Origin of the sequence: Pseudooceanicola spongiae, assembly GCF_014899185.1 — a bacterium.
Classification (GTDB): domain Bacteria; phylum Pseudomonadota; class Alphaproteobacteria; order Rhodobacterales; family Rhodobacteraceae; genus Pseudooceanicola; species Pseudooceanicola spongiae.
In genome coordinates, this window is the sequence record NZ_CP045201.1 from 1,294,565 (window position 1) to 1,319,329 (window position 24,765).

Below are 24,765 nucleotides of genomic sequence, written 5' to 3' on the forward strand. Positions count from 1 at the left end.
AGGTCAGGAAACGGCGTGCACGGCAGCGAGGTATTCGGTGCCGGGGTGCTGGCGCTGATAGTCCTGCGCCTTCTGGTGAAGCCCGAGCTGGGCGGGATCGACGGCATGGCCATCGGCGGCGAAGGCAGCAGCGACTTGACCGCCGGGACCGGCTGGCAGCGGCAGAGCGCCGAAGGAGACGGCCACAGGCTGGGCCTCCAGGATCTCGCGCAGGGCAGCAGCGGGCGAAACTTTCTCACTGCCCTCCGAGAAGCTGATCGAGGCCTCGCCCGGCAAAGCGTCCAGAATGGAGACGACCTTGTCGCGTGTGGCGGGCAGCAAGCGACCCTCGGTCACCAGCTTCTCGGCAAAGGCGGCGTTGTCGTCGTGCGTGATCTTGGCTTCGCGATCTTTGATTGCCTGCTCGCGGGTCGTCAGAGCGGCGTCGCGGGCGGCGAAGGCCGCATCATTGGGTTTGGGCACTGCGGGCACCTCGTTTGGTTTTTGGGGGGGGATTTGCCGCGCACCAGGCGCGGCATAGTTCGGCAGACCGTCTCGGCCGGGTTTCTCGACCTCGATCTCGTCGAGCCATTCGATGTTCCAGCTGGGCAGCGCGCGGTTGGCCTCTTCCAGGCCGAACTTCTCGATCAGGAAGTCGCGCATGCTGCGGAACAGGCTGGCGGTCTCTTCGAAGCCCAGCTCGCCGAAGTCTGCCGTGAAGGTCACATCGCCCTTTCCGGCGAAGTGCGCGTTCTTCAGGCCACTGACAGCCGGGGCCGCCGCGCCGAGAAAGCCGACGTGTTTCGGGTACCAGGTGCCGGGCACGGGGTTGTGCGATTGCTCGGGGGCAAAGAAGGACATGGAGACCTTCTTGAAGCGCCCGGCTTTGACCAGCGCGGCGAAGGCCGGCTCGATATCGTTCAGATTGGCGTAGAGCCGATCCGTGGTCTCATCAAAGTCAAAGTCCTTCACCCAGCCGAAGGCCGGTGCATCGAGGTCTGGGTGGCCGACGACGATCGGCGCCGGCGCGGTGTCAGGATCGTAGGCATCGGCAATCGCGCGCAGGTCGGCCACCGAGTAGGTGATCGGCGCGCCTGCCATCGGCTTGAATGTGCCGGGGCGGAATACCTCAATGCGGGCTGTGATCGGGTTCATAGGTCCATCCGTCGTTGATGAACCAGCTTTGCCATGCCCCAAAAAACGAAACCCCCGGACAGATGTCCGGGGGAGTGCTTGAAGTGGTTGTCAGCTTAGGGAGTAGTTCGATGATGGGGCGATCCGGGCTCATCGACAAGAGAAATCGCAGATGTCACCCCACTGAGGGGGCGGAATTGGCGCTGAGAGCGATCCTAACAGGGGGCTAACAGGGGTAGTTGGTCAACCGCGACCCTCTGCGCCCCTCCACATACCCATCGCACTCAGCGGGCCGTTCTGCGCAACGCCGGATTTTAGCCCATGAGCCAGTCCTGGGCGTCCTCAAGGATACCCTCTTCGTCTGCCGCCGTCAGCCCGAGATAGGGGCGCGCCGGAATGTTGATCTTGTGTGCCGGGATGGTGACGTCGGTGACATGGTTGGCATCGCCCTTCTTGACGAAGCGGCGCCCGACCTGTCCGTTGTCATCCTTCATGCGATAGATCTTCGCCTGGCGCGCTGGCTTGTTGATGGTGCCGCCGAGCTGATGGATCGCGGCATACGCCACCCCGGAGCCAACGCTGACCTCGTCGGAGGTGGCGATGTAGTTGATGGACCCGGCCAGATAGCCACGGGCGCGCAAAATCGAGATCGGCGTCAAACCCGCCGACTCGCGCGCCTTGATCGTGCGAGGGCTCAAGGGCGCCCAAGGCGTGCCGTCCGGTGCGTTCTGCTGGCGGAAGCGATCTTTCGTCGAGCTCAGCAGGCGCTCTCCGACTGACGCATAGAACGGACGCTTGTTGTCCATCTGGTCGAGCATGTCCTGAAGGGCGAGGCGCGCAGCACCATCGCGCAGTTCAGTGTCAAAGGTAATAATTCCGGCCATATTGCCAAGGTCTCCTGTCGTGCCTATGTTTTTGGGGCGGGCATGCGAAGACCGGCGATGGTCCTGCTAGCTCCCTGCACTGACGGTCGGATCGCCCCGGCCGTCATTTTCGTTTCCAGACCAGCTTGCCGCCGCGCCGCCGATCGAGCAGCTTCAGATCGGGGTCGCGCTTCTTGTTCGTCGGGGCATAGGCGGTGATCGCCTCCCACCACTTGCGCCCGATCTCAAAGACAACCATCAAGCCGGTCTCCTTATCGGTCCGGATGTAGCGCCGATCGACAATCAGTTCAGTCTGATCCGGGTTGATCGGGTCTGTCTTCGCGGCAACGCCAATCCAGATTTCGTCGGGATCGAGCAAGGTCTCTGCCATCAAGGGCGTCAGCGTGGCACGATTGCGTTTGCCGACCTTCCAATTGCCCTGGCGATCCTGGAATAGCTGGTCGGATATCGGGAGCTTCGTGCCGCTCGCATCCTCCCATAGCACCGCCGCGCCGATGTCGGCACCAAACGGCTCCAGGAAGGCGCGCACGTAGTCCTCGTCAGGCAGGCCCTCGGCCAAAGGCTTTGCCTTGAACGGCTTGGCCGCCGCGATCAGATCCTCCAGAGAAGACGGTGTGTCGATCTGAGCGACGTGTCGGCCCTCGTGGATCAGGCCGCCCGCCTCCTCTGTCAGGGCAGAGGGTACAAGGCCGCGCTCCCAGGTATCGCCTGGCATGTAGTCCCAGCCATAGCCGATGCCTTCGGGCAGCTGCACCGTCTCTCCGGATGCCTGGTGGGTGAAGGGATGGGTCGTCACCTCAGGTGCGGTGTCCGGCCCGGTCTTGCCCATGCGGCGCAGATCGCCTCGGGACAGGGTGCGCACGCCGCAGCTGCATTTCCAGTCATTGGGGGGGAAATGCAGGTCCCACCACGGATCGTCCCACATCAGGATAATGCCGTCCCAGAGGACATGCTCGGGGCGCGGTTCCAGCGGGACGCGCGTGTCGGCATGGATGTACTGCCAGTAGGGTCGGATCTTGACCATGTCCGGATCGCGCATCTGGCGCAGGCGGCCGGCCATGTAGCTCGTGCGGATATTGGTCTCGAAGATCGTCCGGACCCGCCAGTTGCGCCCGCCATTGTAGGACCAGCCATAGGTTTCGACGAGGCGATCGAACTCCTTGCCGAAGGTCTTGATGTCGTAGGTCTTGGCGCCGTCGATGACGGCCGCCTGGAACTCCTCCAGCATTGCCGTGTCGGTGACGCCTGCGACGACAAAGGCGCGGTCGTGATCGCCGTGCATCGCATCGGTCCAGGCGCGCGTAGGCTTGCCCCGCTTTTGCGTCAGGTAATCAATCTGCTCGCGAAAATCCTGACGGCTGAGATCAGCTTCGGCAAAGGCGGCCGGCGCGTCGTCCTCCGCAAAGACAACCTCGCGCCCCTCCAGCGCCGCAAGCTCGGTCGCCTGTCTGACCAGCGCGCCCAGGGCATCTGGGGTCCATGTCGCGGCGAGGCCGAGGAGGTTGCGCGCCGCCTCATCAAAATCACTGGCAGACTGGATGGCCTTGGCCGCGGCAGCGAGGCGGCGGGTAAAATGCCGCTCGGCCGCTGCCATCGCCAAATCCGTCAGACGGGCGACAGTGCCGTCGGGCTCAGCAAAGCAGACGTGGCGATGGCTCAGAGTTTTTTTTTGAGCCGCGCAGCCGAGAACGCAGGATTGCGGGCATCCGCGATGAAGGGATCCGGCTCACTCTTGACCGCGAAGGCGTGCCGCGCCGTTACCAGAGCGTCGACCGTGCGTTCGGAGAGGTGGTCGGTGATGTCAAATGACACGATGTATTCCCGTGCCACGGCATTATCCTCGAACCGGGCCGACGCCGCGACGATCGCACGGATCGCCTTGTCGACTGCCTCGGCCGCGCCGGCTTGGGTCTTTTTGGCCTCAGCAATGGCCTTCTCGTTCTTGGGTCGCACGCGCCAGACGGACGGAACCGCCGCGCCCGGCAGGTTGTATTCGACAATCCATGCGACCAGCTGATCGCGCAAGGTGTCCGACAGCAAATCGCCGTCACTGTCGACGAGCAGATCCAGCATCTCCTGGTGAACTTCGCCAAGTGCGCGACTGCCACCCGACTCGCCGACCTGCGTGGTGAGTGTCTCGCCAGTGACGCAGATCGAGATCTGCCGATCCCAATAGTTCAGGAACTGCTCGTAGGTCACGCTGCCCGATCGGCTGGCCTCCAGAAACTCGACATCGGTGCCGATCGGAACGGTGATAGCCGAGGCTGTCCGCGCACTGACCAAAGTGCGCAGCAGCTTGTTCTGCTCGTCCGACAGCGTGCCGTAGGGCGTCTTGCCCACCACCGTCGGTCCGGCAAACTTCTCCAGGAAGTGCAGCCAGAAGGTGATGCCCTCGCGCTTGAAGAGCACCGGCCAAAACAGCCGCGACCCGAGGCCGAGGCCATAAGGGTTATTCCCCTTCACCCCGACGCGATGAACGATGAACTTGCGATCGGGCAGCTCGATGCCGTCCGTCATCGATGTCCAGGTCAGTAGACGCGGCTTCCAATCGTGATCGAAGACGAAGCGGCGCTGATCTTCGGTCGTGATACGATCCGGCCGGATCTCATTGCCATGACGCGCCCAGACGATCTCGCTGACAGCATAGCCCTTCAGGTTCGCATCGAGCAGGTCTTCGCAGATCCGATCGAACGGAAGGCGCTTCAGCTGCGTTCTGACCAGATTGGCAGCTTCCGTGTCGATCTCACGCTCGCCGCCCGGCTCGACCTCCCACGCCCGCGCCACCATAGTCTTCTTGCGCTTCTGAAGCATCGAGAAGGCATGCGTGTCCTTCTCGATCTCATCATAGATCTTCAGGCCTTTGCCGCCACCCTGCTGGATCAGCGTGTCATCGGCATGCTGCAGAACCCCCGAATAGAACGGGATGGTGATGTCATTGGTCGCGTTGGCAATAAGAGTCTGCGACACTGCCGGCAGGTTACGACGCGACGGCTCAGCAAAAGCTGCGGGCGCGGACGGGGCGCTGGATCTCGATTTGGATTTGCGGCGGCTCATGAATTCGTTTCCCTACCGGACCCACGGGTCCTTGATCTGAAGGCCCTGGGCGCGATCCGCAGGGCCAGTATGTCGTTTGGGGCACGCGGCCGCATCATGATCCCTGCCGCCGCAGTAGGTGCAGCGCAGGTTGGCGCGACGTGATGATCCACCCCAAGTATGTGGACAGATTGCTTTGCCATGCAGTTGGGAGCCGCAGTAAGAACACCTCATCCGCGCCCCCCAAGCCGATAGCCTCCGAGACCGTCGCCGCCAGCCGGCGCTGAGGCTGTCAGCATTTGGCCGCCCGCTGCGCCACCGGCATAAAGCAGGGTGTTCTGCCAGAGCATGTCGAGGGCGTCAGGGCCGTCGTCGTGATCCGCGTTCGGCCATTGCTGCAGCTGATCGATCAGCGTGGTGTGGGTGGCATTGAACCGGATCAGCCCGGCGGCCACAGGAGGCTGTAGGCGCTCGATCCGTAGATCCTTGTCGGCAGATGGCGTGACGGGGATCGCTGAGATCCCGATGCCCTGCTTTGCAGCCTCCACCATCAGCTGCGTGCGAAGGAACTCCTGGAACTGGACAGACTCCACGAACCACAGCAGTGCGCCATACTCTTTCTGCAGGGCGATCGTGTCCGCGATGATCAGATCCGGCAGACGCTTGCGGATCGACGCCTCGACCAGGTCCATCGTTCCTGACAGGCGATCAAACCCGCCGATCAGGATGGCCGACGGATCTCGCCCCTTGCCCTTTTTGCCAAGTGACGGGTCAATCGCACCGAAGAACACCCAATCGTGCCGGCGCTGGACCCAGTACTTGAGATCACCAAAGGGGTTGCCTTCGCTGATCGGCTTGTTCTGGTACTCGGTCTGGAAGGCTGCAAGATCGGCCGCGCGTTCCAGCATGAGGAATAGCAGGGACTGCACGCCCGGCCAGTTGACGATCGCGCCGAGGTCCATCTCGGCTTGGTGCTGGGCATAGAATGCGCGCGCAGCCTCCTCACCGTCATTGTGATAAACCTCCTCGAAGGCCTCCCACATATCCATGCGATCGGGAAACTGAACCACGGCCTGGAACTCGGTGACATTCCAACCTGGAGACTTCGCCGCCCGTACGATTACGGCGTCAAAGTGCAGGACGGTGCCGACCCAGACCACGTCCATGCTGCCGTCCGGCGGACCCACCTTCAGCGCGGCCCGATAGATCCAGTTCCATAGCTTCTTGCGCTGATCGGGGCTGCGCACAGCATCATCGTTCTCGATGTCGTCCAGGAACAGCAGATCCGGGCGATATGGCCCGTGCCGACGGCCACGGATCTTCTTGGCCGCGCCGAGGCCTTCGACCCGGACGTTGTTCTGGGTGATGATCTCACCCTCCCGCCACAGGCGCCCGGCGCCGAACGCCTCGGGAAAATCGTTCTGCAGGCGGATGTTCGTCGTCAGCTCGGCCTTGATCGCCTCGATCAGTAGCGCGGCCTGCTCATAGACGTCACAGACCTCGATGATGTAACGCTTCAAGCCCCGCACGATGCAGTAGAGCGCAAAGCCGAGCGACAGGTGGGTGGATTTAGAGGCCCCGCGAGGGGCGATAAAGAGATCGCGCACGCCCTTCTCTGAGGCGAGGATCTCCGGCACGCGCGCAAAGATGTGCTGATGGAACAGGCTGTGTTCGCCGCGCACATAGTGCGGCAGGTAGGTTTCCATAAAGAACTGAAAGCCGTCCTCTTCCGCCACCCGGCGCAGGCGCTCGGCCTTTGCGACGGGATCGGAGGCGAAGGCCTCGACGTTCAGCTCGATATGGCGCGCGAAGTCGTTGGCCATATCCGCGATCTTGTCGCGGAAGTCTTTCTTGCTGATGCTCGCCCTGAGTTTCGGGCGCCGGGTCATGACGTGTAGATCTCGGCCAGATGTTCGCCGAAGGGCTCGATGACCTCAAGGATGGCGGCAGCGTGCATGGGGAACTCGTCGCGCACAAAATCCAGCAGCTTGGACATGACGTCCTGGGCAACGCCAAGTTCGGAGACGCGGGGGGCGAAGCGCTTGGCCGAAGCGGCCATCTTGGTCATCGCATCCGAGAGCGAGACCAGCATGGCGACCTTTTCCTTGACGCTGTGCTCGCCACCCTTGATCTCGTCCAGGATGGACTGGGCCTGCATCATGAAGTCTTCGACGACGCTCGACACGACGGCCTCGACGCCCTGGCCAGCGATCACATTCGCGGTGCGGGACTTGTCCCAATCATCACCCTGGGCCTTTGCGGCCTTCTTCCAGCGCCCGACTGTTGCCTCGCTGATACCATACGCGGCCGCGATCGTCGCCTGCGTGAAGCGGCGAAAGATATAGTCGGAACGGGCCTTGCGGCGGAGATCTTCGTTATTGCGCGCCATTCAGGCCTCCCGCGATGATGAAGGAAATGGCAGCGGCAATGATACCGCCGATAATAAGCCGGGAAATCCACTGTATCCCCGACTGGATGTTGTCGAGCTTGTCGGTGGTGTTGGCACGCCATTCGGACATACCCGCCTCTTTCACTTCAAGCACCTGTATGCGGAGCTCTTGGCGATCGAGGCGGCTATGCGCCTTGGAGATTTCACGGCTCTGGTGTTCGGAAAGTTCAACCAAGTCTCTACCCTTTTAGAGTGGTTCACCGGTCGGCTTGGGGCCGAGCCAGTTCGGGCCGGCGCCAATCACACAGCTGTTGCCGTCAGGAGCAACAAGGATGATCGTCCAGCTGTCATCATCGGGCGACGCCAGAAATTCGATCTTGCGGTCGAAAGTGGTACCACTGCCGATCGGCGTCTGGCCGAGCCGTTGTGCGAGATCGCGCAGCATGAGGTCGCGGGCGAGGCAGTCGGTATTGATGATGATCGACTGCGGGCGGGCATGGGCCTGAGAGGTCGATCCGACGATCATCAGTCCCGTGAGCATCAGCATGCCCACCATGGCAGCGCCAGACTTGCCTGGCAGCGTGACGCCCAGGCGATAGTTCGGCGCGCGACGTTCCCACCAGGCCCAGAAGCCGAAGATCAGCGGAGAAATCGTCTGCCAGACGCTGAGGCCAGTATCGATGACCGCGTCAGGATTGTCGCCAAGGCCGACCTGGCCAAAGATGCTCATGAGGTCGATGCCAGCAGCATTCAGCGCGACAGAGGCGAGCATCAGCAACTGGGCCCAGAAGCTGCGGGCTTGCCAGATCGGCAGGACGGGTAGGGAAAAGTTCATGTCAGGCTCCTTTCAGGAAGTCGGAGACATTGAAGCCAGGGCAGGCCTTGGCGGCGTATTCGTTATGGCCAGAGATGCGGGTGATCTTGGTGCGCATCGAAATGCCTTCGATCTGCTGGCGCAGAGCGAGGTCCTGTCTCGATGTGAAATTGCGTTTGAAGGGGTCGGTCTCGGCCGAGCCAAAGCCACCGATCAGGCAGATGTGGATCACACCAGCGTTGTGGCCCGCGACTCCCGCGCCAATGGTCGTCTCAGATCGCCCGGACATCAGTTGGCCATCGCGGCCGATCAGCCAGTGGTAGCCGATGTCTTTCCAACCATTGCCGTCGACGTGCCAGTGACGGATCTCTGCAACCTGATCGGCGAGCCCACGACCCGCCATCCATTCCGGCCGGGTTGCGGAGCAATGCACGACGATCTCATGGACCGGATAGCCCTTGCTGCCCTGCAGGATCATGTTCGAGGTTGAGACCGGCGCGGGAGTAGTCTTGAGGGCTGCTGCGCCGCCGGCTGCCATCCAGTCGAGGACGGCCGCTTTGGTTTTGTCGCCATAGACGCCGTCGATTGCGCCTGGTGCAAAGCCGAGGTTGCGCAGGGCGGTCTGGATCATCGAAATCGATGGGTTCATAGGGTGTCACTCTCCGGATATCGGGTGCTGGATCCCGTCTACAGAGAGGGCAAACGACAAACCCCCGGACATATGTCCGGGGGTCTAATCGTGATCGGGAAAGAGGGGGAGCGCAGGCGGCGGCGCGTTTGCGAGCCGCCTCACATGTCGCTGGGATATTCCCAGCCGCCTTGCGATCTCGCGGCGGGCAAGGCCGGTATTCTCCAGCTTTGTAACTTCGGCGGGCAGTCGGCGGGATTTCCCATGGGGAACGTAAACCCGCTGGCCGCTCATGAAGTGACATAGCGCATTTGCCTGCTCTTCGCCCAGCACTGAAATCAACTCATGCCCTGGGCGGGGCCGAAGGGGGAATTCCACCTCCTGCCCGCCGAAATGCTGCATCAGTTTTACGACAACGCCAAGCCCAAACGTATCGGCGACATCGAGAAGGGAGTTGGGCAGGCTGACGGAGGCGGTCATTTCGCCGAGCCCTTCGCCTCGGTCGGGATACCGGCGCGGCGGCACCATGCCTTCAGGGCCTCGATCACATCACTGATCTGGGTGGCTTCGGTCATCACATCGATGTCCATCGGCACATGGCCCCACTTGCCTTCGAACTGAGAGCGCAGGAAGGCGTTGAGACCCTTCGCGCCCCCCACCTGGGCCTCGCCCGCCTGGTGCAGCAGCCGCCACAGGACGTGGCAATAGCGCACATCCTTGCGCGGTGCCGCTTTGCGTTTTCCGCTCGTCTGTGCCTTAAATCCCTTCGTTTTGAGTGCGGAAACCACCTTGGCCAAATCTGCTTCAGACATGTCAGACATGCTGGCCTTGCCGGTGGCGACCAGCTGCAGGTCGCGTCGGGTGTCTTGATCCAAGCCGAGCTGCTTGCAGCCGACATGAACCAATTTGCGCAGGCTGGCGGCGCTCATGACTGTTCCGCCTGCAGCATGGCCCGGATTTGCGAGACAGCCTGTTCGCGCAGCTGCTTCAGGCTGACCCGAAAGCGGCGGGGCGGATCAGAGAGAACCTCGAACTCCATCGCAGAGCGACTGATCGTCATGGTGGTGCGGATCTCGGGCTCTCCGACACCATCAAAGCCGATGGTTTCAACAATCGACATCACAGGCGCCGCCGGCTCGAAGATATCGAGGGCGAGAGTGGAATTCAGAGGGGTTTTGGGAGCGGGAGCGGTCATCACAGCACCCCTGCAAGAAACAGTGCGAGAGCGCAGATTGCCAGAAAGACCGTCATGGCGACACTGCGCCATGCCTTTCTCCGGGGCCCTTCGACTGCGAGAACTCCGCTATCCATTGCCAGCACCAGCGCGCCGAGGAACAGGATGCTTCCGGCCAGATAGTACGCCATCAGTCTCTCCCGCACTTCGCACAGAGGTCCATTCGATCAGGCGACGGCCTGAAGGATTTGCCGCAGAGGCGGCAATCTTCGCGGTCATCAAGGCTGGTAGATCCCGTGGCGGGGACTTTGCGGTTCTTCTTCCAGGCCGCGTACTTGCCGCGGTACTGATTGAAGCTGACGCCGAGGGCATCGGCCGCGTCCTTCATCGGTTTCTGGTTTTTTGCGACCAGGGCGAAGGATGCCATCCAGCTCGCTTCGGTGGGCACCATGGCGATCAGCGTCGACACTTCCTTGCTCGTCGGTGTTTCCGGCTTGGGAATCGCCGGTACCCATACGCCGTCAGGATTGATCGCACCATCAAGGGCAGCCAGGACACGTTCTGCAAAGATGCGGTTCGGGAAGGTGCCGACAACGGTCGGCACATATTCGATCAGGTCAACGCTGCCGTTGTCGTGCTCCTTCAGAAGATATTCAGACATAGCTCTCTCCAGCTGCTCATCAGGCCCGGACCACAACGCCCGGACGACGCCCCCAAAACTGGGGGCGTTTCGCTCAGGAGATTGAGGCTTTGGTCGGGGTGAATTTCATCACCCGCTTTTCGGGGATCTCGACGGGATCACCGGTGGCCGGGTTGCGCCCGGTGCGGGCGGCACGGGTCTTGACCTCGAACTTACCGAAGCCTGCGATCGCCACCTTGTCGCCAGCGGCAGAACGCTCCGAAATCCGGTTGAACACGCCATCCACAATCTGCTGCGCGGTGGCCTGAAAGGTGACAGTCTCGGCGGCGAGGTCACGGATAAGGTCTTTTTTGGTGTAGTTTGCCATTGGGGGTCTCCTTTGATGGCGGGGTTAAGTCTTCGGGAACGACACATCGCAGTGGGGGCAAAGCATCGTTTTATCGTCGATTTCCTTGGCGTCTGGGTGGCTGGCGCGGCGACTAACATCTGCAGTCCATGGATCGTCTGCCGTGCAGGTGTGCCAGCGAAGGCAGCGGACGGGAGGGCGAGGATCAAATGTGGTGGCGGGGTCATCAGCGGCATCACCTTCGAACAGCTCGACCCCAGCTGCAGAGAAGCTTCGCAGGGCATCCACAATGGCCTTTTGCGCATCAGGAACGTCCACTTGTTTTGCGCCGCGCTCAGCCTTCAGGATCTCAGCGACGAGAATGATCGTTCCCGTATCAATTGTGAGCGTGATGTTCTCATTCATGGCTCAGGCCTTCGCCAGATCGATGGTCAGCGCCTGCCAGGCAGCGTCCTGAGCATCGCGGTGCGAAAACCGCAGGTAGCTCTTCGAGCCGATGACGTGGATCGCGTCGCGGATCGCCTCCTGGGCACGCGTCCAGCGGGTGTCCTCGCTCTCGGTGCGCAGCAGCAGGAAGATGTTCGTGCGGTTGATCTGGCCTTCCTTGTCGGTGTCGAAGGCGTTTGTGACGATCGAGCGCATTTCGGCGCGGGTCTCGGCCGACCATTCGTTCAGGCACTCGTCGAACAGCGCCTTGGCAATCTGCATCTCCGGGCCGAAATCCATTTGATCCTGGACACGAACTTCGATCTTCATCAGGCCGTCGAAACTGGTGTAGGTGCGGTTGCCCTTCGCGCCGCCCTTGGTCAGACCGTATTGCTGGGCCAGCAGAGCGTCGAAGTCGCCAAGGTTTTCATAAGCATGACCTTTGAAGCGGCGCAGCTGCTCGGCCAAGGCGAAGGCAAAGCCAAATTCCTGACGGACAAGCTCGTCCTGCAGTTTGTCTTGCGCCTTGATCACCTCCAGCGCTGTCAGGCGACCTTTGCCATCAGGCATGTATTTGTTGCCGTTGGCTTCGATGATGCCGTCAGGAATTTGGGCTGGCTCGAAAGTTGTATCGTGAGCGGTCATAAAGTGGCTCCTGTTGTTCTCGGTAGGGTGGTTTTGAAAGGGTGAATGTTCAGCAGGCGACGGTCAGTCATACTGGTGCAGGCCCTGGGCCATGGGCGACCTCGTCATCCAGCACAGCGTCGACGAGATCCTCCCGCACGACGGTCTCTAGGATCAGAGTGCCGAGCTCATTAGGGGTAAGGCCACGGAGCTGCGCATACGGAGCAAGCGCCCGCCAAACGTCCATATCGATCGGCACCATAGGTCTGTTGCGGGTCCAGAGACCGGGTTCAAACGGAGGGATATCAGCGCCCCTATTCCGGGCCGCCTTCAGCTGATCATGGACGTCTCTGCCATCCAGACCCATCTGGGCGGCGATCTCGCGCGGGGCATATTTGCGCATGGCGAGGCTGACGAGCAATTCAGACTCAGACATTGGCCTTTCCTCCTGGTGTGACCGGGTTCTGGGCGCACCGGCGGCACGCGCCCCAATGACGCAGCTTCTCGGGGCTGGACGTGGACATGGGCATGGTGGCAAAGGCTTGGCACTCTTCCGTCGCGATGCCTTTGTGCAGGTAGGGGCAAAGCACCTGGTCGCGGTACATCTGCACGACCTTGGCGCCATGCTTACGGGTCACTAGATCGAGGCTTTGCGCCGGATATGTGCCGTTCAGCAGCATCGAAACCGAGGGCCGGGCCATGTCACATTCGCGGGCGATCTGGCTGACGCTTTTGCCCTTGGCCCGTTCAGCATGCAGCAGCTGCACCCATTCCAGTTCGGGCAGATCGAGGTTCAACGCATAGGACATGGCACGTCCTTTTTGGTGTTGAAGTCATGCAAAACCTGAAGCTCTTCGCGGTAGGCCGGGACGCGGGGGCCAGTATCCTTGGTCAGGATGAACACCCTTGTTCCCCGCTTCCGGTTTGGCACTTCCGACACATATCCAGCCTTCTTCAGCTGCCGGATGATCTTGCTGACAGCCTTGTATGGTTCGACGCTTTCAGCGGTCTCAGCATCAGACGTGATGTCACCGATGGAGAAGCGGCGGCGGATCCGCATGGACATCCATGCACGTTGCCGGAAGGTTTCTCTGCGGTGCCGGATCTGTTTGAGGGGGCCGGCGGGGCCCGCACAAATCACTTCACCAGAGGCCGCTGCAGAAACGCCCAGTTCGGTCAGTTGCAAGCACCCAGCCCCCATGCGCATGAGGTAATTGCGCCGCATGAGCACGAGAGCCGCATTTTTGACCTGGGAACGCTTCACGCCCAAGTCACTGATCAGCTGATCGACAGTCCTGCAGGCGCCAGTCGAAAGCTCCTTCAGGAGAGCGGTCGGGACAGCACCTGGTTTGCGGGTGTCCTCGATCATTTAGGCACCGGCACAAAGATGTCCTTGCCGCTGTTGCGGTCGGTCATGATGACCTGACCGGCCATGTCAGCGACAGTAACCCCGTCCGAGCCGATATCGAACCGGCGGCCGAAGCGCTCGATCGACTTGATCGCATCGAGGATCTCGCGGCTGAACCCCTTTGAGGCGCGGCAGACAAATGCGATCAGGTCATTGGCCACGGGCACCTCACAGCGGCCCTCGATCAGGATCTTGGTATCCTCGACCGAGAGTGGCCTGAAATCGATCTTGTTCGGCGCGCGGCTTTCGATCTGGGGATAGCGGCGCAGGTCATCACGCAGCTTGCCCATCCCGACCAGGACCGTCGGCAAGAACTTCAAATCCGAGATGCCCCGGATCGCTTCCATGATCTCCGGGCGGCGTGAAATCATGTCGCATTCGTCGATGACAATCCCGAACACCTTGTCTTCCAGGGCGGCACGCTCGGAACGGTCCTGCAACTCCTGAAGGACGCGCTCGAAACGATCCCTGCGGCCCCGGATCGAGCGAGGATCCACCGACAGCTCTGCCAGCAGTTCCTGCATGAACCAGCTGTAGTCCCAGCCCTTCTGCGCCCGCAGATAGATGCTGCCGGTCTGCACAACCCAGCGGCTGAGCGTGGTGGTTTTGCCCAAACCGGGCTTGCCATCGACGATGACAATGCAGGCTTCTTCGGCGCCGCGTTCGTCCAGTGACTTCAGGGCTCCGACAAAGCGGCGGAAGTTCTCAGTCTCGACAAAAGTGTTTCTCATGGTATGCTCTCCTCATTCCTTGACGGGATTTTGCTTAGGCAACGGCACGGAGGAGGTTGCGAAGCGCCTCCGTGTCGATCCCGCTCATCCTGAACAATTCCCGCGCATTCGAGCTGTTCAGGCATTCCCACAACAGATCGATCTGGTTGCGGCTCAGTTGGTCGGGATGATCCAGCGCCCATGCGGCGAGTTCTTCATCCGATGCGAAGGTGCGGCGGCGGGCGGGTTTCGGGCCCGCGCTGTTGTCCACTGCGATTTCAAGGTGGTTCTGCTGGACCGGCTCACGCTCGGGCTGATCGAGATCTGCGAAGGGCACCATCGGCGCGTGGTCGAGGAGAAACTCGGCATCGCGCTCGGCGGTGATCGCATCCCGTTTCACATCGTTGCGCTTCAGGCGGGTATTGGTGCGGGTTTCCAGCGCCTTCTGTTCATACGACAGCGGCACATAGCGCTCGGCATTGCCCATGAACTCGGCCACGCAGATCAGCCGACCAGGCTGGCCCGTCGTGACATCGAATTCCCGGACCCATACCTTGTCGCCCTGATGATAATCGTACCCAACCATGACCTTGGTCTCGTGGTGGACCTCCAGATCGTGGTGGAAGTAGGTGTTGGTGTTCCACTGGACCTGCGCGCGGCGGACCGTGCGGATCTCGTAGGGCCGGAACAGATCGTCTGCTTCATCCGTTTCCACGGGCACTGGCTCAAAGCCGCTGGCGATGTGGGCGTCCCAGGCATCATTCGGGCTCATGTGGCGTTGGCGGCCGGTCTCAGGGTCCTGAAACTTTGGCAGGCTGCGGTGTGGCGTTGCATTGTACTCGGCAACCCGTTCATCACAGAGGCGCACAAACGTCTCCCAATCCGGAAGGTGGGCGGACTGCCCAAACTGCTTCAGTTCGCGCCGCGTCAGCTTGTGGATCCGGTCACCCGCTTCCTTGTCCATGTCCTTGCCGATGTAGGTCGGCAGGCGCTTTGCCAGGACATCCCAGATCGTGGCGTTGGGGCGTTCGATCCGGCCCTTTGCCTGCGATCCGTAGGGCGCCGCATGCATCTTGGTGATCCCCAGCCGCCCCATAAGGCCGCTGACATCAGCATCCATCGCCTGGTTTCGATAGCCCGGACCCCGGTCAACATAGAAGATGGCGCAGATGCCATGGGACACACAGGACCGGCGCAGCGCCTCTGCCACAGCCTTCTGGGTTTCCGAGCGTGACAGGGAAATGCCGACGACCTTGCGGGTGACGATGTCGATCACGGTGGTGATTTCTGGCCGGATCGGGCGCTTGGTTACCGGATCAGCGATCTCAGCGTCAAAAGTTTTACCATCCGCCGAATAGATCGTGGTCGGCCACATATCTTCGGTGGTCCGCGTCACATAGGACAGACGGGAGCGCAGTGTCAGCAGGCCTTCGCGCCCGACGTTCTTCTCGATATTGTTGAGCTTGTGGCGCAGGATATACCGCACTTGGTTCAGCGTGATCTGCAACTCCGGTGGCGGATTGGTATTCATGTAGGCCCGCCAGGCATCTGGCGCATCCGGCTTGCTGCCGATCGCGTAGAACTTCAGGAAATGGGCAAATCCGGGCGGGATCGGCTGGGGCTTGTGCGCCGGTTGTGGTGCGAGGGCGATGACCCCACGTTCATCCAGCGCCTTGAACCAGTTGTAGAGGGTGGCGCGCTTGATTTCCGGCTTGCTCCGACGGTCATTGGCCGTTGCCAGTCGCTCGGGCACCAGCTGGAAACCATCCATGGCCGTCAGCAGCGGTGGCCGCGCCAGCTTCTGGGCTTCCTGGGCTGTCAGGATTTCGCCAGCGTTGCGGCGGGCTTCAATTTCCTGACAGGTCGCATAGTCGATCTGCGCCTTCAGGAACTTCCGGATGCCGAAGGAACGATACTCCGCCTTTGAAGCTGCGAAACCGTCGATCGATGCGAGGACCTCAGCACGTGCTTCCATTACAGCCCTGGCGCGGGCGGAAAGAGACGTGGCCTTAATAGACTGCATCTGCAGCTGGTCGGCTTCGACGGCATCTTTGTGGCGGGATTTCAACATATTCCGGATAGAGCGGGCTTCGAGCGCCATGCGGAGGGCCTTTGGCATCAAAGAGTAATGGTATTCCACTCCACCGCCGCGACCTGGACGTTTGCGGCACAGATCTGAGCCAAGCTGGTCCCAACCCTCTCTTTGGGCATACGCACGAGCGCGTCGCCCAGTATGAGGAAAATTCTGCACACGGCTTTCCTTGGAAAGTTCGGCCATTTCCTCAGCAGAAAAGAACTCTTGAGATTTCAGAGCGCTGGACATGTCATTCATCTGCGTGTCTTTCTTTTTGCGGCTAGCACCTGGCGGCGCGCTTGCATCTCTTCGATGTGATCGTCGAGCAGCCGCTCCTCGATCATCTGCGCGTACTCTGCTTCGATCACGGTCAGGCCGAACTCACCCGGAACGAAACCCAGCAACTCTTGGGCGCCGGTGACCTTCACCAACCCGATGAAGGCATCGAGCGGGATGCGGTGATCCTCTGATCCCTGCGAAGACCACTTGTTCAGTGTGGCCTCGGTGACAGGACGGCCGAGGTATTCGCGCAGCCCCCGAGCAACCTCGGCCCGTGTCAGTCCTTCGTCCCTGGCATCGCGCAAAGCCTGCGCAATGATCCGGGCAATCTTGCCATCGAGGGTGCCGCGACCGATCACATCGGCGCTGTAGCCGACAGCCACTTGCGGGGGCTGCCAGTCAAACAGATCCTTGGTCAAAGGGTCGCGATACCGGGACATCAGATGCGGCCTCTCCGTTTGAGGGAGGCCATCACACGATCTTCGTTTTCATGAATGAGACGGTCGAAGCTGTCTTCAGGCAGGCTCTTCAGGCCGCTACTGACCGCCGCAAGCACCTTTTCGAGGCGAGAGTTGTCCGGCTTTTGATCCAGCACCTCAAGCGCCCCGGCGACATTCCCAGCCGCACTATCCTCGTCGAGGATCAGGTCGAGAACCTGCTCCTGCCTTGCGGGCGGCAGTTCGGCCAAGGCCTTCAGTTCGGTTTGCTTTCTTGCCGTGGGGGTACCGGCCAGGCGAGCCCGCGATGCAGATGTCAGATCCGTCCAGATCTTGACCGCGACCTGAATGGACCGCTGCGAAAGCCCAATATGCTCGGCGGTGACCTGTGCAAACGAAAAGATTTCGTTTGCAGAACCATGCTTAGCCTTGGCACCCGCGACACCTGCTTTGGTCTCTGGGTGCAGCCGCTCATATGCGTGCTTGAGCTCATAGAGGTGATGGCAGCGGTCAAGCGCGATAAGGTCATTGCGCGCGAGGTTCTCCATGACCTCTTCAAGGCGTTCTGCGTCATCCGTATCCGCATCCGACAGGCTGGCCGGGATGCTCTGGGCACCGTTGATCTGAAAGGCGCGCAAGCGAAGCAAGCCAGTGATCAGACGATAGCGATCCCCGATCTGGCGAACACGGATGGGATGGAAAAGGCCCTGAACATTCAGGACATTGGCAAGTGCTCGTGCGCTCTGATCATCGTAGTGCCGCGCGCGATCATCGGGCACGTCGATCAAGTCGATCGAGACATCAAGGACCATGGGTTTCGTCATATTAGGCCTGTTTTATTGAATGTTGTCCCTCTGCCACCGCACTCTCCGGCGCGGCGGCAAGTCGTTCGTCTTGCGTGGCCGGGCGTCACAAAACGCCAGCGAAATGGAAGATGAGGATCCAAATCACCAGGCCGCCCACCACCAAAGGGGGGAACCACCAGCCGGGCCGCACTAGCCCCGCTCCCGGACGATGGGCTTGCAATCGCCCCCGTGGAATTCGCGGACCGGAAGCGGGTCGCGAAGCCGAATGGATCGGAGCGCCCGAGAGAGAGCCTCGCAACCAGAAGAATTGGTCACCGAGACGGCAACCTGGCAATTGGAACTGATACCTTCCTCAACTTGCAGGGTGTCTGCCTCGAACTTCAGGAAGGTCTGCAGGGCACGCATGGAGCCGCAAAGACGGGAAAGATCGCTGGGCTGGGGCCGCACACCGCCAGTGAGGCAGGCGATAGCCTCACCGATATCGCTGGCAGAAGCACGGAAGCCGTCGGCTGTTCTGTCAAGAACAGTGGCCTCGCTGGACGAGATCGGGGTCATGCCGCCGCACTCTTGTCAGCAGCCGTGGTGGATTTTTGTCTGTCCACCGGAGGATATTTCTTGGTATCGAGAATGCGAGGACCGCCTTTGGGGTAGCGACTCGGCCAAAGTTCTTCCGGCTTGTACCCAATGAAGTCGGCAATGGCCTTCTGGGCGGGATAGCTGGTCGAGCTTTTGACCTTGCCGCACGCGGTACGGGTCAGGCCGGAACGGGTCGAAAGCTCGCCGAAGGTCATGCCCTTGCGATGCAGTTCGGCCTTGATGCCTTCCCAGTCCAGGGCGGGGGTCTTCTTGGGGTCGTGGGGTGTCATATGGGGGTCTCTCCGAAACTGGAGCGGGTGGTTGCACACCCGCTTCTTTTGGGACGATTTGTGAAACAGCGCCGATATTATTCGGGGCTTAAGTAAGGGATAGTGCAAGATCTTGAACCAGTCAACAGCGAAGGTTGAGGATATTGAACGTGGCGCTCGACTTCGCGAGGAGCGCGAGCGCCTTGGTCAGAGTCAGACGTTATTTGCCAAAGCTGCCGGAGCATCCAAGGGTTCTCAAATTTTATATGAGAAAGGGAGGGCCCCGACGGCTGACTACCTTGCTGCAATCGGTGAACTGGGAGCCGATATCATCTACGTTCTAACGGGAAGGAAGGGCCAGGATATTGAACCCCGCCTTGGTACCTCAGTACGGAACCGGGATGGCCAAACTCTGAGGCAATATCGACACGCGGTTCAGCCCGTCAGTGACGGGATTGAGATTGCTGAGGTTTCGGAGGATGAGGCCAGCAGCGAGAGCTTTGTGGCGCTCCCGTTCTACTCAGAAGTTGCCGCATCGGCCGGGCCAGGCAAGACGGCTCCGTCCGAATACTCTGACAGCGTGATCGCCTTCACGCGGGATTTTCTAGACGGATTGGGTGCGAACCCCGACCAATGCTCTGTCATCCGTGCGTCAGGAGACTCCATGCACCCGAGCATTCCTGACGGATCTCTGCTCACCGTTGACCACAGCCAAACCGAAGTCAGGAATGGCCATATTATGGTGATCAGCCTGAGCGATGATCTTCTGGTGAAGCGAATTCGGCGGCGGCTCGATGGACTGGTAGACCTAATTTCCGACAACAACGCCTATCCACCAGAGACGATCGGGAGAGACATGATCAGCCAGCTGAGGGTCGTCGGTCGGGTCGTATATTTTTGCAGGGTGCCATAAATACTATGCGCAAAATTATATTCTTAGCGCTCTTGGCAGGATCGGTAAGTTCAGCTGTCGCGGCCGAACGCCTACATGAACTTTCCGTTGAAGAGCAGGATCGTCTCGAAAGCTCGGTGCGGTCCTCGCTAAAGGACCCAGAAAGCGCTAAATTTTCCCGGATTACTGCAATTAAAGGGGAAGCAGAGCTGATCACGGCTTGCGGCCAGGTGAACGCAAAAAATAGTCTCGGTGGATATGCTGGCGACATGCCATTCGCGGTTTTCCTGATGTCTCCGGATGACGTAGCTATGCTCGGAGACACCGGGATGATGCAGGAAACCGTCGAGAAAATTTGCAGCTCTGTTCATGATGTGATGCCGTGAATTCGGCTTAATCTGGACCAAACTCGAGTTCGGAAACCAGTTGCAGCTCAAAACCTACCGCATCTATTATTTTATATATATTTATCAATAGCTTAAAACCCTCTCCTTGCTGCCTCTGAGTTTCCGACACCAGTTCGGAAACTCACTGAGCGACGTCCGAGTTCTTATGAAGTGAAAGTCCAATCATACGGCCAGCGTAATCCATATTTTTCAGCATCTTAACGCAAATTCTATCTCAAACCACGAACTTGGACGCGACGTCCGAGTTCGTGATGGTGTCCTTGACGGCTTCAGTGGCCTCGGCAACCTTTCTTTGCCTTTGCAGTCTTCGCTATCAAATAATTCTTCCAATGTTATCTGCGTGTTAGATTTTGCTATGCGTTTGATGTTGGAATGAAAGGCTTTGCGCTGGAAGTGCTACCTTCCGACGCATTTTCGACGACCATCTTTCATTCTTGTCCGATGACTCAGCCCCCCAAAAGCATCACTTTTCCTATATTTTCCAGTAGCTTCTGTTCCGCACACCGTCATTACCTCTCTGTCCAGAAGATAGTCCCCCCCTACACGTGGCTGCGCCTCTTGGCCCTGATTGGCATCTGCACCGTCATGCCACCTCTCCCCGTTTTGCGTCGACCAGCGCCATGGCCCGCGCTTCGCTCTGCTCGAACTCCGCCAGCCAACCGCGATCAATGATATCGACCGCGAGGTTGTGGCTCAGCCGCTCGCGGATACGCGTCACCCGGCTCTGATCTTCTGCGCCCTTGGAGCCGACACGGCGCTTCTCAGCCTCGCCCTGCGGCGGGCGGTTCTTCTCCAGCCAGAACCGGAACTCGGCCACCAGACGACCCCCGTCCAGAGCCTGCTGCCCCGCAACGCTGCCGAACCAGCTGGCAATGCCCGGCATCTCGCTGAGCGGGCGCGGCTGGGCGATCTGGGCGTAGGCGATGAAGGTGGCGTGATCCGGCCAGAAGCAGCGCGCACTGCCCTGCCCCTTGGTCCGCAGCACCGGCAGCATGCGAAACCGCAGGTGGTCATCGCACATGTAGGCCAGATCGTCGGCGATGCGGTCCAGCTTGCGCTGGCCGTCTTCGGCGCTCACCGCCTTGGGGAACCGGAAGCCCAGCTCGGCCATCGGTGTCAGCAGCAGGCGACGCACCCGGTCGCGCTTGGTTTCGGTCTTGAGATCCTCGGTCATGGCCAGCGCCTCCATTCTCAGAAAATGCCCGACGTCTGACGCTCATCCGGCGTCAGCAGGTCTGCGGCGATGATGTGGTTCAGGACGTAGCCGGGAAGCTCAGCGAAGGCCTCGGAGCGGCCCCCTCGAAAGCTGCGCACAGCGTCCTCGGCGCGCTTGCAAACCATCGGGTTCTGGGAGCGCTGGTGCGCACCCTCGCGCCCCTTATGGTTCTTATATGGTTTATCCTTATTATAGGGATGGCTCATATCTGACCCATCAACTGAGCAAATCTGACCCCTTTTGGTCGTGGGGGATGGCTCATTCATGACCCCTTTTGATGGGTCATTCCTGCACCCTTTAGCAGGTGCATCGCTGCACCCTTTTGATGGCTCAGTTCTGAGCCTTTGCAGGGGCACGACTTTGGCCCGCGTCAGGAAGCCGTAGCGGCTGTGACGGCCCTTGCCGCGCCCGGAGTCCCGCACGATCCAGCGCCCTGCCTCAAGGTCCGCCAGAGCCCGCTTCACGGTCGCCGCCGAGGTGCCCATGGCCGAGGCGATCTCGGCAATCGTGGGGTCGCACCGCGCGGTGCGATGGTTGGCAAAGTCCAGAACCAGCGCATGCGCCAGCAGCCGCGCCGTGGGGCTGAGACCACCGGGGCCGCCATCACGGCGCACGCCCTCCAGCCAGTCCCACCGCTGGCGTTCCCAGTCCGCCCTGGCGATCAGGCGGCAGCCTTCGGGAGCCGTGAACCCGCCGTCCGGTCTCGAAGGGGCCGAAGCATCTTCTCTCATCGCTGTGTTTTGCATCCTGTCCTCCAGACAGCCCAAAAGCGTCGACGGGCCGAAGCCGCATCAACGCCGCGCGCACTGCGCGGTGTGTTCCGTGTTGTGATGTCAGTCCTTAGAGAGGGCGCAGATCACGGCGGCGCGCGGCACGTCGCAGCGCAGGCGCCCCGCCACAGCGGGTGATAAGCTTGCATGGTCATGCCGCCTGCCCCCGGATGGCCGCCGGGATATTGAGCCCCAGCCGGTCCCGGCGCAGCCGCACCGCATCCTTGTGGCAGCCCGCCAGCCGGGCGATCTCAGTCAGGCCGCGCTCCCCATCCACGAAGGTCAGGATCTTGCGCGTGATGTCATCGTCATTGCCCGAGGTAGTCTTCTGGCGCGGCGCTGGCTTGGCCCGAGCGACTTCAATGCCGTACTCCCGCGCGACACGCTGGATCCGCTCGCGGCTGGTGTGCCGTAGCAAAGAGATCTCGCTGACGCTCAACCCGTCGCGGATATCCAGCGAGATCTCGCGATCCTTCATCCCATCCTCGGGGCTGCGGACATTGCGCAGGGTCATCGTCCGATAGCCGCCCGCGAAGACTTCGTTGCGCGTGATGATCCGCTGGGTCTTGGGATCCCAGACATAGTCCGGGTCCATCCCGCTCACGCCGGTTGGCACCCGCCGGACTTCCTCGGGGATCCGCGCCAGAGCCTCGTCGATCAGCTGGCGCTCTTCATCGGTCAGAATGTCCATGCAGCCACCCTCCCTTGCGCTGCCCCGGTCATTGAGCGCGCGCCTGTGCCGATACCATGGAGACGCCTGCCTTCTGCAGCAGAGCCGCGCGGAAGTTCATGGCGGCGCAAACCATCTCATCGAGCTCGACAACCTGCGCCATCGCCTCTTTCGGCGTGTAGTCGTTCGGGTTCTCTGAACTGGGCGAATGCGCCTCGCCATGGCGCTGCAACACGTCCGAGAAGTCGCGCGTGATCTGGTGAATGTCGGACGCCAGCCGCCCCTCAACCTCCAGCGGGTGAAACACCCCGCCGCCAAGCGCCGCAAAGTGCTGAGCGATCGGCACCGCCGCCTTCGGCGAGATCCGCCCCAGCCGGTCGAGATAGTTCACCCCGAGCCCGCCGGGGCGCTGTTCGGACAACTCCGTCCCATGGGACAGCGTCGATACCCCGAGACCGAGATCATTTGCGACGGCCTCCAGGCCGCCCCCTGCTCGCATCGAGGACTGGACCGCCGACTGAATCGACGCAGGGCGTACATTACGCATGGGGAAACTCTCCTGACGGTTTCGCGGGACAAGTCGTGCCCTGTGGGGCAAAACCTATCCAAACGAGGGAAGTGAATGTGGGGTAAGGGATGATGGTCAGAGCCTGCAGACGGATCATGCAGCGTCCTTTGCCTGCGCCAGCGAAACCGCTGTCACATTCCCTTCCGTGGCGAATTCAATCTTCACAGCCAGCGACAGGCTCGGGCTGACAGTCCCGTGCTCAATGCGAGAGATAAGGCTTTGGCTGACACCAAGCCTTTCCGCGAATGCCCGCTGGCTGATTGCGTTGTCCGCACGATATTGAGAAAGGCTCTTCATGCCGCCGGAGATGCACAACATGCATCAATACGTCAACCCACGATATGCATCACGAGCATTTGCCTGCGCGATGCATTCGGAGCATCATCATTCCATGAATTTGATGCGCATCAGACAAGCCAAAGGGCTTAGCCAAAGGGATTTGGCAGAGATGGTAGACATGAACCAGTCAACCATCCAGCGCGCTGAGCAAAGCCACCCAAGCGCCAAGCTCGCAACATATCAAGCTTGCGCCGACGCCCTCGAAGTTTCCCTTTGCGACATTTTTTGCGAAGATCGAAGCAGCATTGAGGGCATTATTCTACGGACTTTCCGCAAAATTCCTTCGGAGAAACAGGAAAAAGTTCTTTCGCTTCTTGAACTTCTTCACGCAGAAGACGCGGAAAAAGATCCAGGAACACATCCAACCGATCATCGCTGAGTTTCTCTAGGCCCTCAATGAGCTTGGCTTCCAGTGTCATGTCACCCCCCAAGTTAGTGCATCGTGACTATCAAGAACATTGAGGGAACTCCAGAGTCTGCGGGAAAGTTGGGGGCCCTGCTGCAAATCGACACGCAGATACGTGAAATACAGACATCGGAATTGGAACTCGATTCGGTGCGTTGATGCACGTCGTGAATATTTTAGTTTGACCTCAAGATGCATGTAGTGCATTTATCTACCATCATTCCTGATGGAGGTCCACATGCACCCACCTACCCTCAACGACTACCACACCCACATCTGCACCACTGATCTGATCGCGCGCTCCCCCGCGGCCAGAGCGGCAAACTGGGCATCCGCCAAGGCCGCCCGTGGTCAGGAAATCGCGCCTGATCGCCTCGCCCGCCTGACGCCGCTGCACGATCAAACCATCTCCGCCCGAGGCCGCACCCTCGGCCAGGCCATGCCAGCCGTTGGCACCGTCGCCGAGCAGATCCAGCCGCATTGCCAGCGCACCCAACAGCGCCTCGCCGAGATCATCGCGCGGCGAACCAGTGGAGGTGCGGCATGAGCCTTGATGCCCTGCACAACCGCTTGGCCGCGTTCCTGACCAACCTCGAGTGTCTCGACACCGCTGGTCAGCGCGACGCCTTGGTCAGCGAGATCGTTGAGACCGGCGGGCGCTATGACGCACCGCCCGAAACGCCCCATGCGCTCCACCTGTTCGAGATCAGCCTGCATGGCGTCAGCGCATCCGGGCGCGACGAAGCCGACGCCTTCCGCGCTTGGAAGCGGGCCGCCCGCGCGGTGACCTTCGAGAGCGCACCAGCCGAGGCCTAAACCCTCAGCCCCTTTTCGATCCGACATTTCAAACCGGCGCACCTCAGCGCC

At 60.7% G+C, this 24,765-nt stretch carries 36 protein-coding genes and 1 other RNA gene; 5 read left to right on the plus strand and 32 right to left on the minus strand.

What is annotated here, in order from left to right; all coding sequences use genetic code 11:
• Nucleotides 1-3: 3 nt before the first annotated feature.
• The 27 genes from F3W81_RS06075 to F3W81_RS06205 all read right to left on the minus strand — a co-directional run bounded on the left by F3W81_RS06075 (nt 4) and on the right by F3W81_RS06205 (nt 18,651).
• Nucleotides 4-1,134, minus strand: a complete 1,131-nt coding sequence (locus tag F3W81_RS06075) for a hypothetical protein (protein WP_193082736.1) — start codon at nt 1,132-1,134, stop codon at nt 4-6.
• Nucleotides 1,135-1,427: 293 nt separating this feature from the next.
• Nucleotides 1,428-1,997: a phage virion morphogenesis protein gene (locus F3W81_RS06080; protein WP_193082737.1), complete on the minus strand. Its 570-nt coding sequence runs from the start codon at nt 1,995-1,997 to the stop codon at nt 1,428-1,430.
• A gap of 103 nt (nt 1,998-2,100) precedes the next feature.
• On the minus strand, nt 2,101-3,591 hold the full coding sequence (locus tag F3W81_RS06085) for a PBECR2 nuclease fold domain-containing protein (protein WP_193082738.1): 1,491 nt from the start codon (nt 3,589-3,591) through the stop codon (nt 2,101-2,103).
• Between the two features lie 62 nt (nt 3,592-3,653).
• Nucleotides 3,654-5,051 carry a DUF935 domain-containing protein gene (locus F3W81_RS06090; RefSeq protein ID WP_193082739.1) on the minus strand — a complete coding sequence of 466 codons (1,398 nt, stop codon included), beginning with the start codon at nt 5,049-5,051 and terminating at the stop codon, nt 3,654-3,656.
• Nucleotides 5,052-5,260: 209 nt separating this feature from the next.
• Entirely contained in the window at nt 5,261-6,919 is a 1,659-nt protein-coding gene (gene terL, locus F3W81_RS06095) for a phage terminase large subunit (protein WP_193082740.1), read from the minus strand.
• Nucleotides 6,916-7,419 carry a DUF1804 family protein gene (locus F3W81_RS06100; RefSeq protein WP_193082741.1) on the minus strand — a complete coding sequence of 168 codons (504 nt, stop codon included), beginning with the start codon at nt 7,417-7,419 and terminating at the stop codon, nt 6,916-6,918. The genes terL and F3W81_RS06100 overlap by 4 nt, the downstream gene beginning before the upstream one ends.
• A complete protein-coding gene (locus tag F3W81_RS06105) occupies nt 7,406-7,654 on the minus strand; it encodes a hemolysin XhlA family protein (protein WP_193082742.1) in 249 nt (82 codons plus the stop codon). The genes F3W81_RS06100 and F3W81_RS06105 overlap by 14 nt, the downstream gene beginning before the upstream one ends.
• A gap of 12 nt (nt 7,655-7,666) precedes the next feature.
• Nucleotides 7,667-8,254, minus strand: coding sequence for a hypothetical protein (locus F3W81_RS06110; protein WP_193082743.1), 588 nt, complete (start codon nt 8,252-8,254; stop codon nt 7,667-7,669).
• 1 nt (nt 8,255) lies between these two features.
• A complete protein-coding gene (locus F3W81_RS06115) occupies nt 8,256-8,882 on the minus strand; it encodes a peptidoglycan recognition protein family protein (protein WP_193082744.1) in 627 nt (208 codons plus the stop codon).
• A gap of 84 nt (nt 8,883-8,966) precedes the next feature.
• Nucleotides 8,967-9,341, minus strand: coding sequence for a hypothetical protein (locus F3W81_RS06120; protein ID WP_193082745.1), 375 nt, complete (start codon nt 9,339-9,341; stop codon nt 8,967-8,969).
• Complete coding sequence (locus F3W81_RS06125; protein ID WP_193082746.1) at nt 9,338-9,790, minus strand: regulatory protein GemA; 453 nt, start codon at nt 9,788-9,790, stop codon at nt 9,338-9,340. The genes F3W81_RS06120 and F3W81_RS06125 overlap by 4 nt, the downstream gene beginning before the upstream one ends.
• On the minus strand, nt 9,787-10,056 hold the full coding sequence (locus F3W81_RS06130) for a hypothetical protein (protein ID WP_193082747.1): 270 nt from the start codon (nt 10,054-10,056) through the stop codon (nt 9,787-9,789). Before F3W81_RS06130 ends, F3W81_RS06125 begins: the two co-directional genes overlap by 4 nt.
• Complete coding sequence (locus F3W81_RS06135; RefSeq protein ID WP_193082748.1) at nt 10,056-10,226, minus strand: hypothetical protein; 171 nt, start codon at nt 10,224-10,226, stop codon at nt 10,056-10,058. The genes F3W81_RS06130 and F3W81_RS06135 overlap by 1 nt, the downstream gene beginning before the upstream one ends.
• A complete protein-coding gene (locus F3W81_RS06140) occupies nt 10,226-10,696 on the minus strand; it encodes a hypothetical protein (protein WP_193082749.1) in 471 nt (156 codons plus the stop codon). Before F3W81_RS06140 ends, F3W81_RS06135 begins: the two co-directional genes overlap by 1 nt.
• 6 nt (nt 10,697-10,702) lie before the next feature.
• An RNA gene (locus F3W81_RS06145) (hammerhead ribozyme type II) lies at nt 10,703-10,771 on the minus strand.
• Nucleotides 10,770-11,042: an HU family DNA-binding protein gene (locus tag F3W81_RS06150; protein WP_193082750.1), complete on the minus strand. Its 273-nt coding sequence runs from the start codon at nt 11,040-11,042 to the stop codon at nt 10,770-10,772. The genes F3W81_RS06145 and F3W81_RS06150 overlap by 2 nt, the downstream gene beginning before the upstream one ends.
• 24 nt (nt 11,043-11,066) lie before the next feature.
• Entirely contained in the window at nt 11,067-11,426 is a 360-nt protein-coding gene (locus F3W81_RS06155; RefSeq protein WP_193082751.1) for a hypothetical protein, read from the minus strand.
• 3 nt (nt 11,427-11,429) lie between these two features.
• A complete protein-coding gene (locus tag F3W81_RS06160) occupies nt 11,430-12,092 on the minus strand; it encodes a DUF3164 family protein (RefSeq protein WP_193082752.1) in 663 nt (220 codons plus the stop codon).
• 67 nt (nt 12,093-12,159) lie between these two features.
• Nucleotides 12,160-12,507: a hypothetical protein gene (locus tag F3W81_RS06165; RefSeq protein WP_193082753.1), complete on the minus strand. Its 348-nt coding sequence runs from the start codon at nt 12,505-12,507 to the stop codon at nt 12,160-12,162.
• Entirely contained in the window at nt 12,500-12,880 is a 381-nt protein-coding gene (locus F3W81_RS06170) for a MarR family transcriptional regulator (protein WP_193082754.1), read from the minus strand. The genes F3W81_RS06165 and F3W81_RS06170 overlap by 8 nt, the downstream gene beginning before the upstream one ends.
• Nucleotides 12,865-13,440, minus strand: a complete 576-nt coding sequence (locus F3W81_RS06175) for a hypothetical protein (RefSeq protein ID WP_193082755.1) — start codon at nt 13,438-13,440, stop codon at nt 12,865-12,867. The genes F3W81_RS06170 and F3W81_RS06175 overlap by 16 nt, the downstream gene beginning before the upstream one ends.
• Nucleotides 13,437-14,210: an AAA family ATPase gene (locus F3W81_RS06180; protein WP_193082756.1), complete on the minus strand. Its 774-nt coding sequence runs from the start codon at nt 14,208-14,210 to the stop codon at nt 13,437-13,439. The genes F3W81_RS06175 and F3W81_RS06180 overlap by 4 nt, the downstream gene beginning before the upstream one ends.
• A 34-nt stretch (nt 14,211-14,244) precedes the next feature.
• Nucleotides 14,245-16,521 (minus strand): Mu transposase C-terminal domain-containing protein, encoded by a 2,277-nt coding sequence (locus tag F3W81_RS06185; RefSeq protein WP_193082757.1) that lies wholly within the window; start codon nt 16,519-16,521, stop codon nt 14,245-14,247.
• A complete protein-coding gene (locus F3W81_RS06190; RefSeq protein ID WP_226941879.1) occupies nt 16,518-16,961 on the minus strand; it encodes a hypothetical protein in 444 nt (147 codons plus the stop codon). The genes F3W81_RS06185 and F3W81_RS06190 overlap by 4 nt, the downstream gene beginning before the upstream one ends.
• Nucleotides 16,962-16,981: 20 nt before the next feature.
• A complete protein-coding gene (locus F3W81_RS06195; RefSeq protein ID WP_226941880.1) occupies nt 16,982-17,791 on the minus strand; it encodes a ParB/RepB/Spo0J family partition protein in 810 nt (269 codons plus the stop codon).
• A gap of 183 nt (nt 17,792-17,974) precedes the next feature.
• Nucleotides 17,975-18,340, minus strand: coding sequence for a hypothetical protein (locus F3W81_RS06200; protein WP_193082759.1), 366 nt, complete (start codon nt 18,338-18,340; stop codon nt 17,975-17,977).
• A complete protein-coding gene (locus F3W81_RS06205; protein WP_193082760.1) occupies nt 18,337-18,651 on the minus strand; it encodes a helix-turn-helix domain-containing protein in 315 nt (104 codons plus the stop codon). Before F3W81_RS06205 ends, F3W81_RS06200 begins: the two co-directional genes overlap by 4 nt.
• Before the next feature lie 112 nt (nt 18,652-18,763).
• Between F3W81_RS06205 and F3W81_RS06210 the strand changes: the two genes are divergently transcribed.
• Together F3W81_RS06210 and F3W81_RS06215 are read left to right on the plus strand one after the other, a co-directional pair.
• Nucleotides 18,764-19,543, plus strand: coding sequence for an XRE family transcriptional regulator (locus F3W81_RS06210; protein ID WP_226941881.1), 780 nt, complete (start codon nt 18,764-18,766; stop codon nt 19,541-19,543).
• A 5-nt stretch (nt 19,544-19,548) separates the two neighbouring features.
• The gene (locus tag F3W81_RS06215; RefSeq protein ID WP_193082761.1) at nt 19,549-19,908 is read left to right on the plus strand and encodes a hypothetical protein; all 360 of its coding nucleotides are present in this window, start codon (nt 19,549-19,551) and stop codon (nt 19,906-19,908) included.
• A gap of 604 nt (nt 19,909-20,512) precedes the next feature.
• On the opposite strand, the gene F3W81_RS06220 is transcribed toward F3W81_RS06215, so the two are convergent.
• The 5 genes from F3W81_RS06220 to F3W81_RS06240 all read right to left on the minus strand — a co-directional run bounded on the left by F3W81_RS06220 (nt 20,513) and on the right by F3W81_RS06240 (nt 23,471).
• Nucleotides 20,513-21,103 carry a hypothetical protein gene (locus F3W81_RS06220; protein ID WP_193082762.1) on the minus strand — a complete coding sequence of 197 codons (591 nt, stop codon included), beginning with the start codon at nt 21,101-21,103 and terminating at the stop codon, nt 20,513-20,515.
• Nucleotides 21,104-21,120: 17 nt separating this feature from the next.
• Nucleotides 21,121-21,876 (minus strand): helix-turn-helix domain-containing protein, encoded by a 756-nt coding sequence (locus F3W81_RS06225; RefSeq protein WP_226941882.1) that lies wholly within the window; start codon nt 21,874-21,876, stop codon nt 21,121-21,123.
• Nucleotides 21,877-22,066: 190 nt separating this feature from the next.
• A complete protein-coding gene (locus F3W81_RS06230) occupies nt 22,067-22,606 on the minus strand; it encodes a hypothetical protein (protein ID WP_193082764.1) in 540 nt (179 codons plus the stop codon).
• A 28-nt stretch (nt 22,607-22,634) separates the two neighbouring features.
• Nucleotides 22,635-23,132, minus strand: a complete 498-nt coding sequence (locus F3W81_RS06235) for a hypothetical protein (protein WP_193082765.1) — start codon at nt 23,130-23,132, stop codon at nt 22,635-22,637.
• 114 nt (nt 23,133-23,246) lie between these two features.
• Nucleotides 23,247-23,471 (minus strand): helix-turn-helix transcriptional regulator, encoded by a 225-nt coding sequence (locus tag F3W81_RS06240; protein WP_193082766.1) that lies wholly within the window; start codon nt 23,469-23,471, stop codon nt 23,247-23,249.
• Between F3W81_RS06240 and F3W81_RS06245 the strand changes: the two genes are divergently transcribed.
• The 3 genes from F3W81_RS06245 to F3W81_RS06255 all read left to right on the plus strand — a co-directional run bounded on the left by F3W81_RS06245 (nt 23,470) and on the right by F3W81_RS06255 (nt 24,714).
• A complete protein-coding gene (locus tag F3W81_RS06245; RefSeq protein ID WP_193082767.1) occupies nt 23,470-23,871 on the plus strand; it encodes a helix-turn-helix domain-containing protein in 402 nt (133 codons plus the stop codon). The two genes, F3W81_RS06240 and F3W81_RS06245, sit on opposite strands and share 2 nt — an antisense overlap.
• Nucleotides 23,872-24,136: 265 nt before the next feature.
• The gene (locus F3W81_RS06250; protein ID WP_193082768.1) at nt 24,137-24,445 is read left to right on the plus strand and encodes a hypothetical protein; all 309 of its coding nucleotides are present in this window, start codon (nt 24,137-24,139) and stop codon (nt 24,443-24,445) included.
• Nucleotides 24,442-24,714, plus strand: a complete 273-nt coding sequence (locus tag F3W81_RS06255; RefSeq protein WP_193082769.1) for a hypothetical protein — start codon at nt 24,442-24,444, stop codon at nt 24,712-24,714. Before F3W81_RS06250 ends, F3W81_RS06255 begins: the two co-directional genes overlap by 4 nt.
• Nucleotides 24,715-24,765: the final 51 nt, after the last annotated feature.

Coding starts and splice junctions, on each gene's coding strand:
- F3W81_RS06075 (WP_193082736.1), bottom strand. CDS start 1,134: ATGAACCCGATCACAGCCCGCATTGAGGTATTCCGCCCCGGCACATTC.
- F3W81_RS06080 (WP_193082737.1), bottom strand. CDS start 1,997: ATGGCCGGAATTATTACCTTTGACACTGAACTGCGCGATGGTGCTGCG.
- F3W81_RS06085 (WP_193082738.1), bottom strand. CDS start 3,591: ATGGCAGCGGCCGAGCGGCATTTTACCCGCCGCCTCGCTGCCGCGGCC.
- F3W81_RS06090 (WP_193082739.1), bottom strand. CDS start 5,051: ATGAGCCGCCGCAAATCCAAATCGAGATCCAGCGCCCCGTCCGCGCCC.
- terL (WP_193082740.1), bottom strand. CDS start 6,919: ATGACCCGGCGCCCGAAACTCAGGGCGAGCATCAGCAAGAAAGACTTC.
- F3W81_RS06100 (WP_193082741.1), bottom strand. CDS start 7,419: ATGGCGCGCAATAACGAAGATCTCCGCCGCAAGGCCCGTTCCGACTAT.
- F3W81_RS06110 (WP_193082743.1), bottom strand. CDS start 8,254: ATGAACTTTTCCCTACCCGTCCTGCCGATCTGGCAAGCCCGCAGCTTC.
- F3W81_RS06115 (WP_193082744.1), bottom strand. CDS start 8,882: ATGAACCCATCGATTTCGATGATCCAGACCGCCCTGCGCAACCTCGGC.
- F3W81_RS06120 (WP_193082745.1), bottom strand. CDS start 9,341: ATGACCGCCTCCGTCAGCCTGCCCAACTCCCTTCTCGATGTCGCCGAT.
- F3W81_RS06125 (WP_193082746.1), bottom strand. CDS start 9,790: ATGAGCGCCGCCAGCCTGCGCAAATTGGTTCATGTCGGCTGCAAGCAG.
- F3W81_RS06130 (WP_193082747.1), bottom strand. CDS start 10,056: ATGACCGCTCCCGCTCCCAAAACCCCTCTGAATTCCACTCTCGCCCTC.
- F3W81_RS06135 (WP_193082748.1), bottom strand. CDS start 10,226: ATGGCGTACTATCTGGCCGGAAGCATCCTGTTCCTCGGCGCGCTGGTG.
- F3W81_RS06140 (WP_193082749.1), bottom strand. CDS start 10,696: ATGTCTGAATATCTTCTGAAGGAGCACGACAACGGCAGCGTTGACCTG.
- F3W81_RS06150 (WP_193082750.1), bottom strand. CDS start 11,042: ATGGCAAACTACACCAAAAAAGACCTTATCCGTGACCTCGCCGCCGAG.
- F3W81_RS06155 (WP_193082751.1), bottom strand. CDS start 11,426: ATGAATGAGAACATCACGCTCACAATTGATACGGGAACGATCATTCTC.
- F3W81_RS06160 (WP_193082752.1), bottom strand. CDS start 12,092: ATGACCGCTCACGATACAACTTTCGAGCCAGCCCAAATTCCTGACGGC.
- F3W81_RS06165 (WP_193082753.1), bottom strand. CDS start 12,507: ATGTCTGAGTCTGAATTGCTCGTCAGCCTCGCCATGCGCAAATATGCC.
- F3W81_RS06170 (WP_193082754.1), bottom strand. CDS start 12,880: ATGTCCTATGCGTTGAACCTCGATCTGCCCGAACTGGAATGGGTGCAG.
- F3W81_RS06175 (WP_193082755.1), bottom strand. CDS start 13,440: ATGATCGAGGACACCCGCAAACCAGGTGCTGTCCCGACCGCTCTCCTG.
- F3W81_RS06180 (WP_193082756.1), bottom strand. CDS start 14,210: ATGAGAAACACTTTTGTCGAGACTGAGAACTTCCGCCGCTTTGTCGGA.
- F3W81_RS06185 (WP_193082757.1), bottom strand. CDS start 16,521: ATGAATGACATGTCCAGCGCTCTGAAATCTCAAGAGTTCTTTTCTGCT.
- F3W81_RS06195 (WP_226941880.1), bottom strand. CDS start 17,791: ATGGTCCTTGATGTCTCGATCGACTTGATCGACGTGCCCGATGATCGC.
- F3W81_RS06200 (WP_193082759.1), bottom strand. CDS start 18,340: ATGACCCCGATCTCGTCCAGCGAGGCCACTGTTCTTGACAGAACAGCC.
- F3W81_RS06205 (WP_193082760.1), bottom strand. CDS start 18,651: ATGACACCCCACGACCCCAAGAAGACCCCCGCCCTGGACTGGGAAGGC.
- F3W81_RS06215 (WP_193082761.1), top strand. CDS start 19,549: ATGCGCAAAATTATATTCTTAGCGCTCTTGGCAGGATCGGTAAGTTCA.
- F3W81_RS06220 (WP_193082762.1), bottom strand. CDS start 21,103: ATGACCGAGGATCTCAAGACCGAAACCAAGCGCGACCGGGTGCGTCGC.
- F3W81_RS06225 (WP_226941882.1), bottom strand. CDS start 21,876: ATGAGAGAAGATGCTTCGGCCCCTTCGAGACCGGACGGCGGGTTCACG.
- F3W81_RS06230 (WP_193082764.1), bottom strand. CDS start 22,606: ATGGACATTCTGACCGATGAAGAGCGCCAGCTGATCGACGAGGCTCTG.
- F3W81_RS06235 (WP_193082765.1), bottom strand. CDS start 23,132: ATGCGTAATGTACGCCCTGCGTCGATTCAGTCGGCGGTCCAGTCCTCG.
- F3W81_RS06245 (WP_193082767.1), top strand. CDS start 23,470: ATGCATCAATACGTCAACCCACGATATGCATCACGAGCATTTGCCTGC.
- F3W81_RS06240 (WP_193082766.1), bottom strand. CDS start 23,471: ATGTTGTGCATCTCCGGCGGCATGAAGAGCCTTTCTCAATATCGTGCG.
- F3W81_RS06250 (WP_193082768.1), top strand. CDS start 24,137: ATGCACCCACCTACCCTCAACGACTACCACACCCACATCTGCACCACT.
- F3W81_RS06255 (WP_193082769.1), top strand. CDS start 24,442: ATGAGCCTTGATGCCCTGCACAACCGCTTGGCCGCGTTCCTGACCAAC.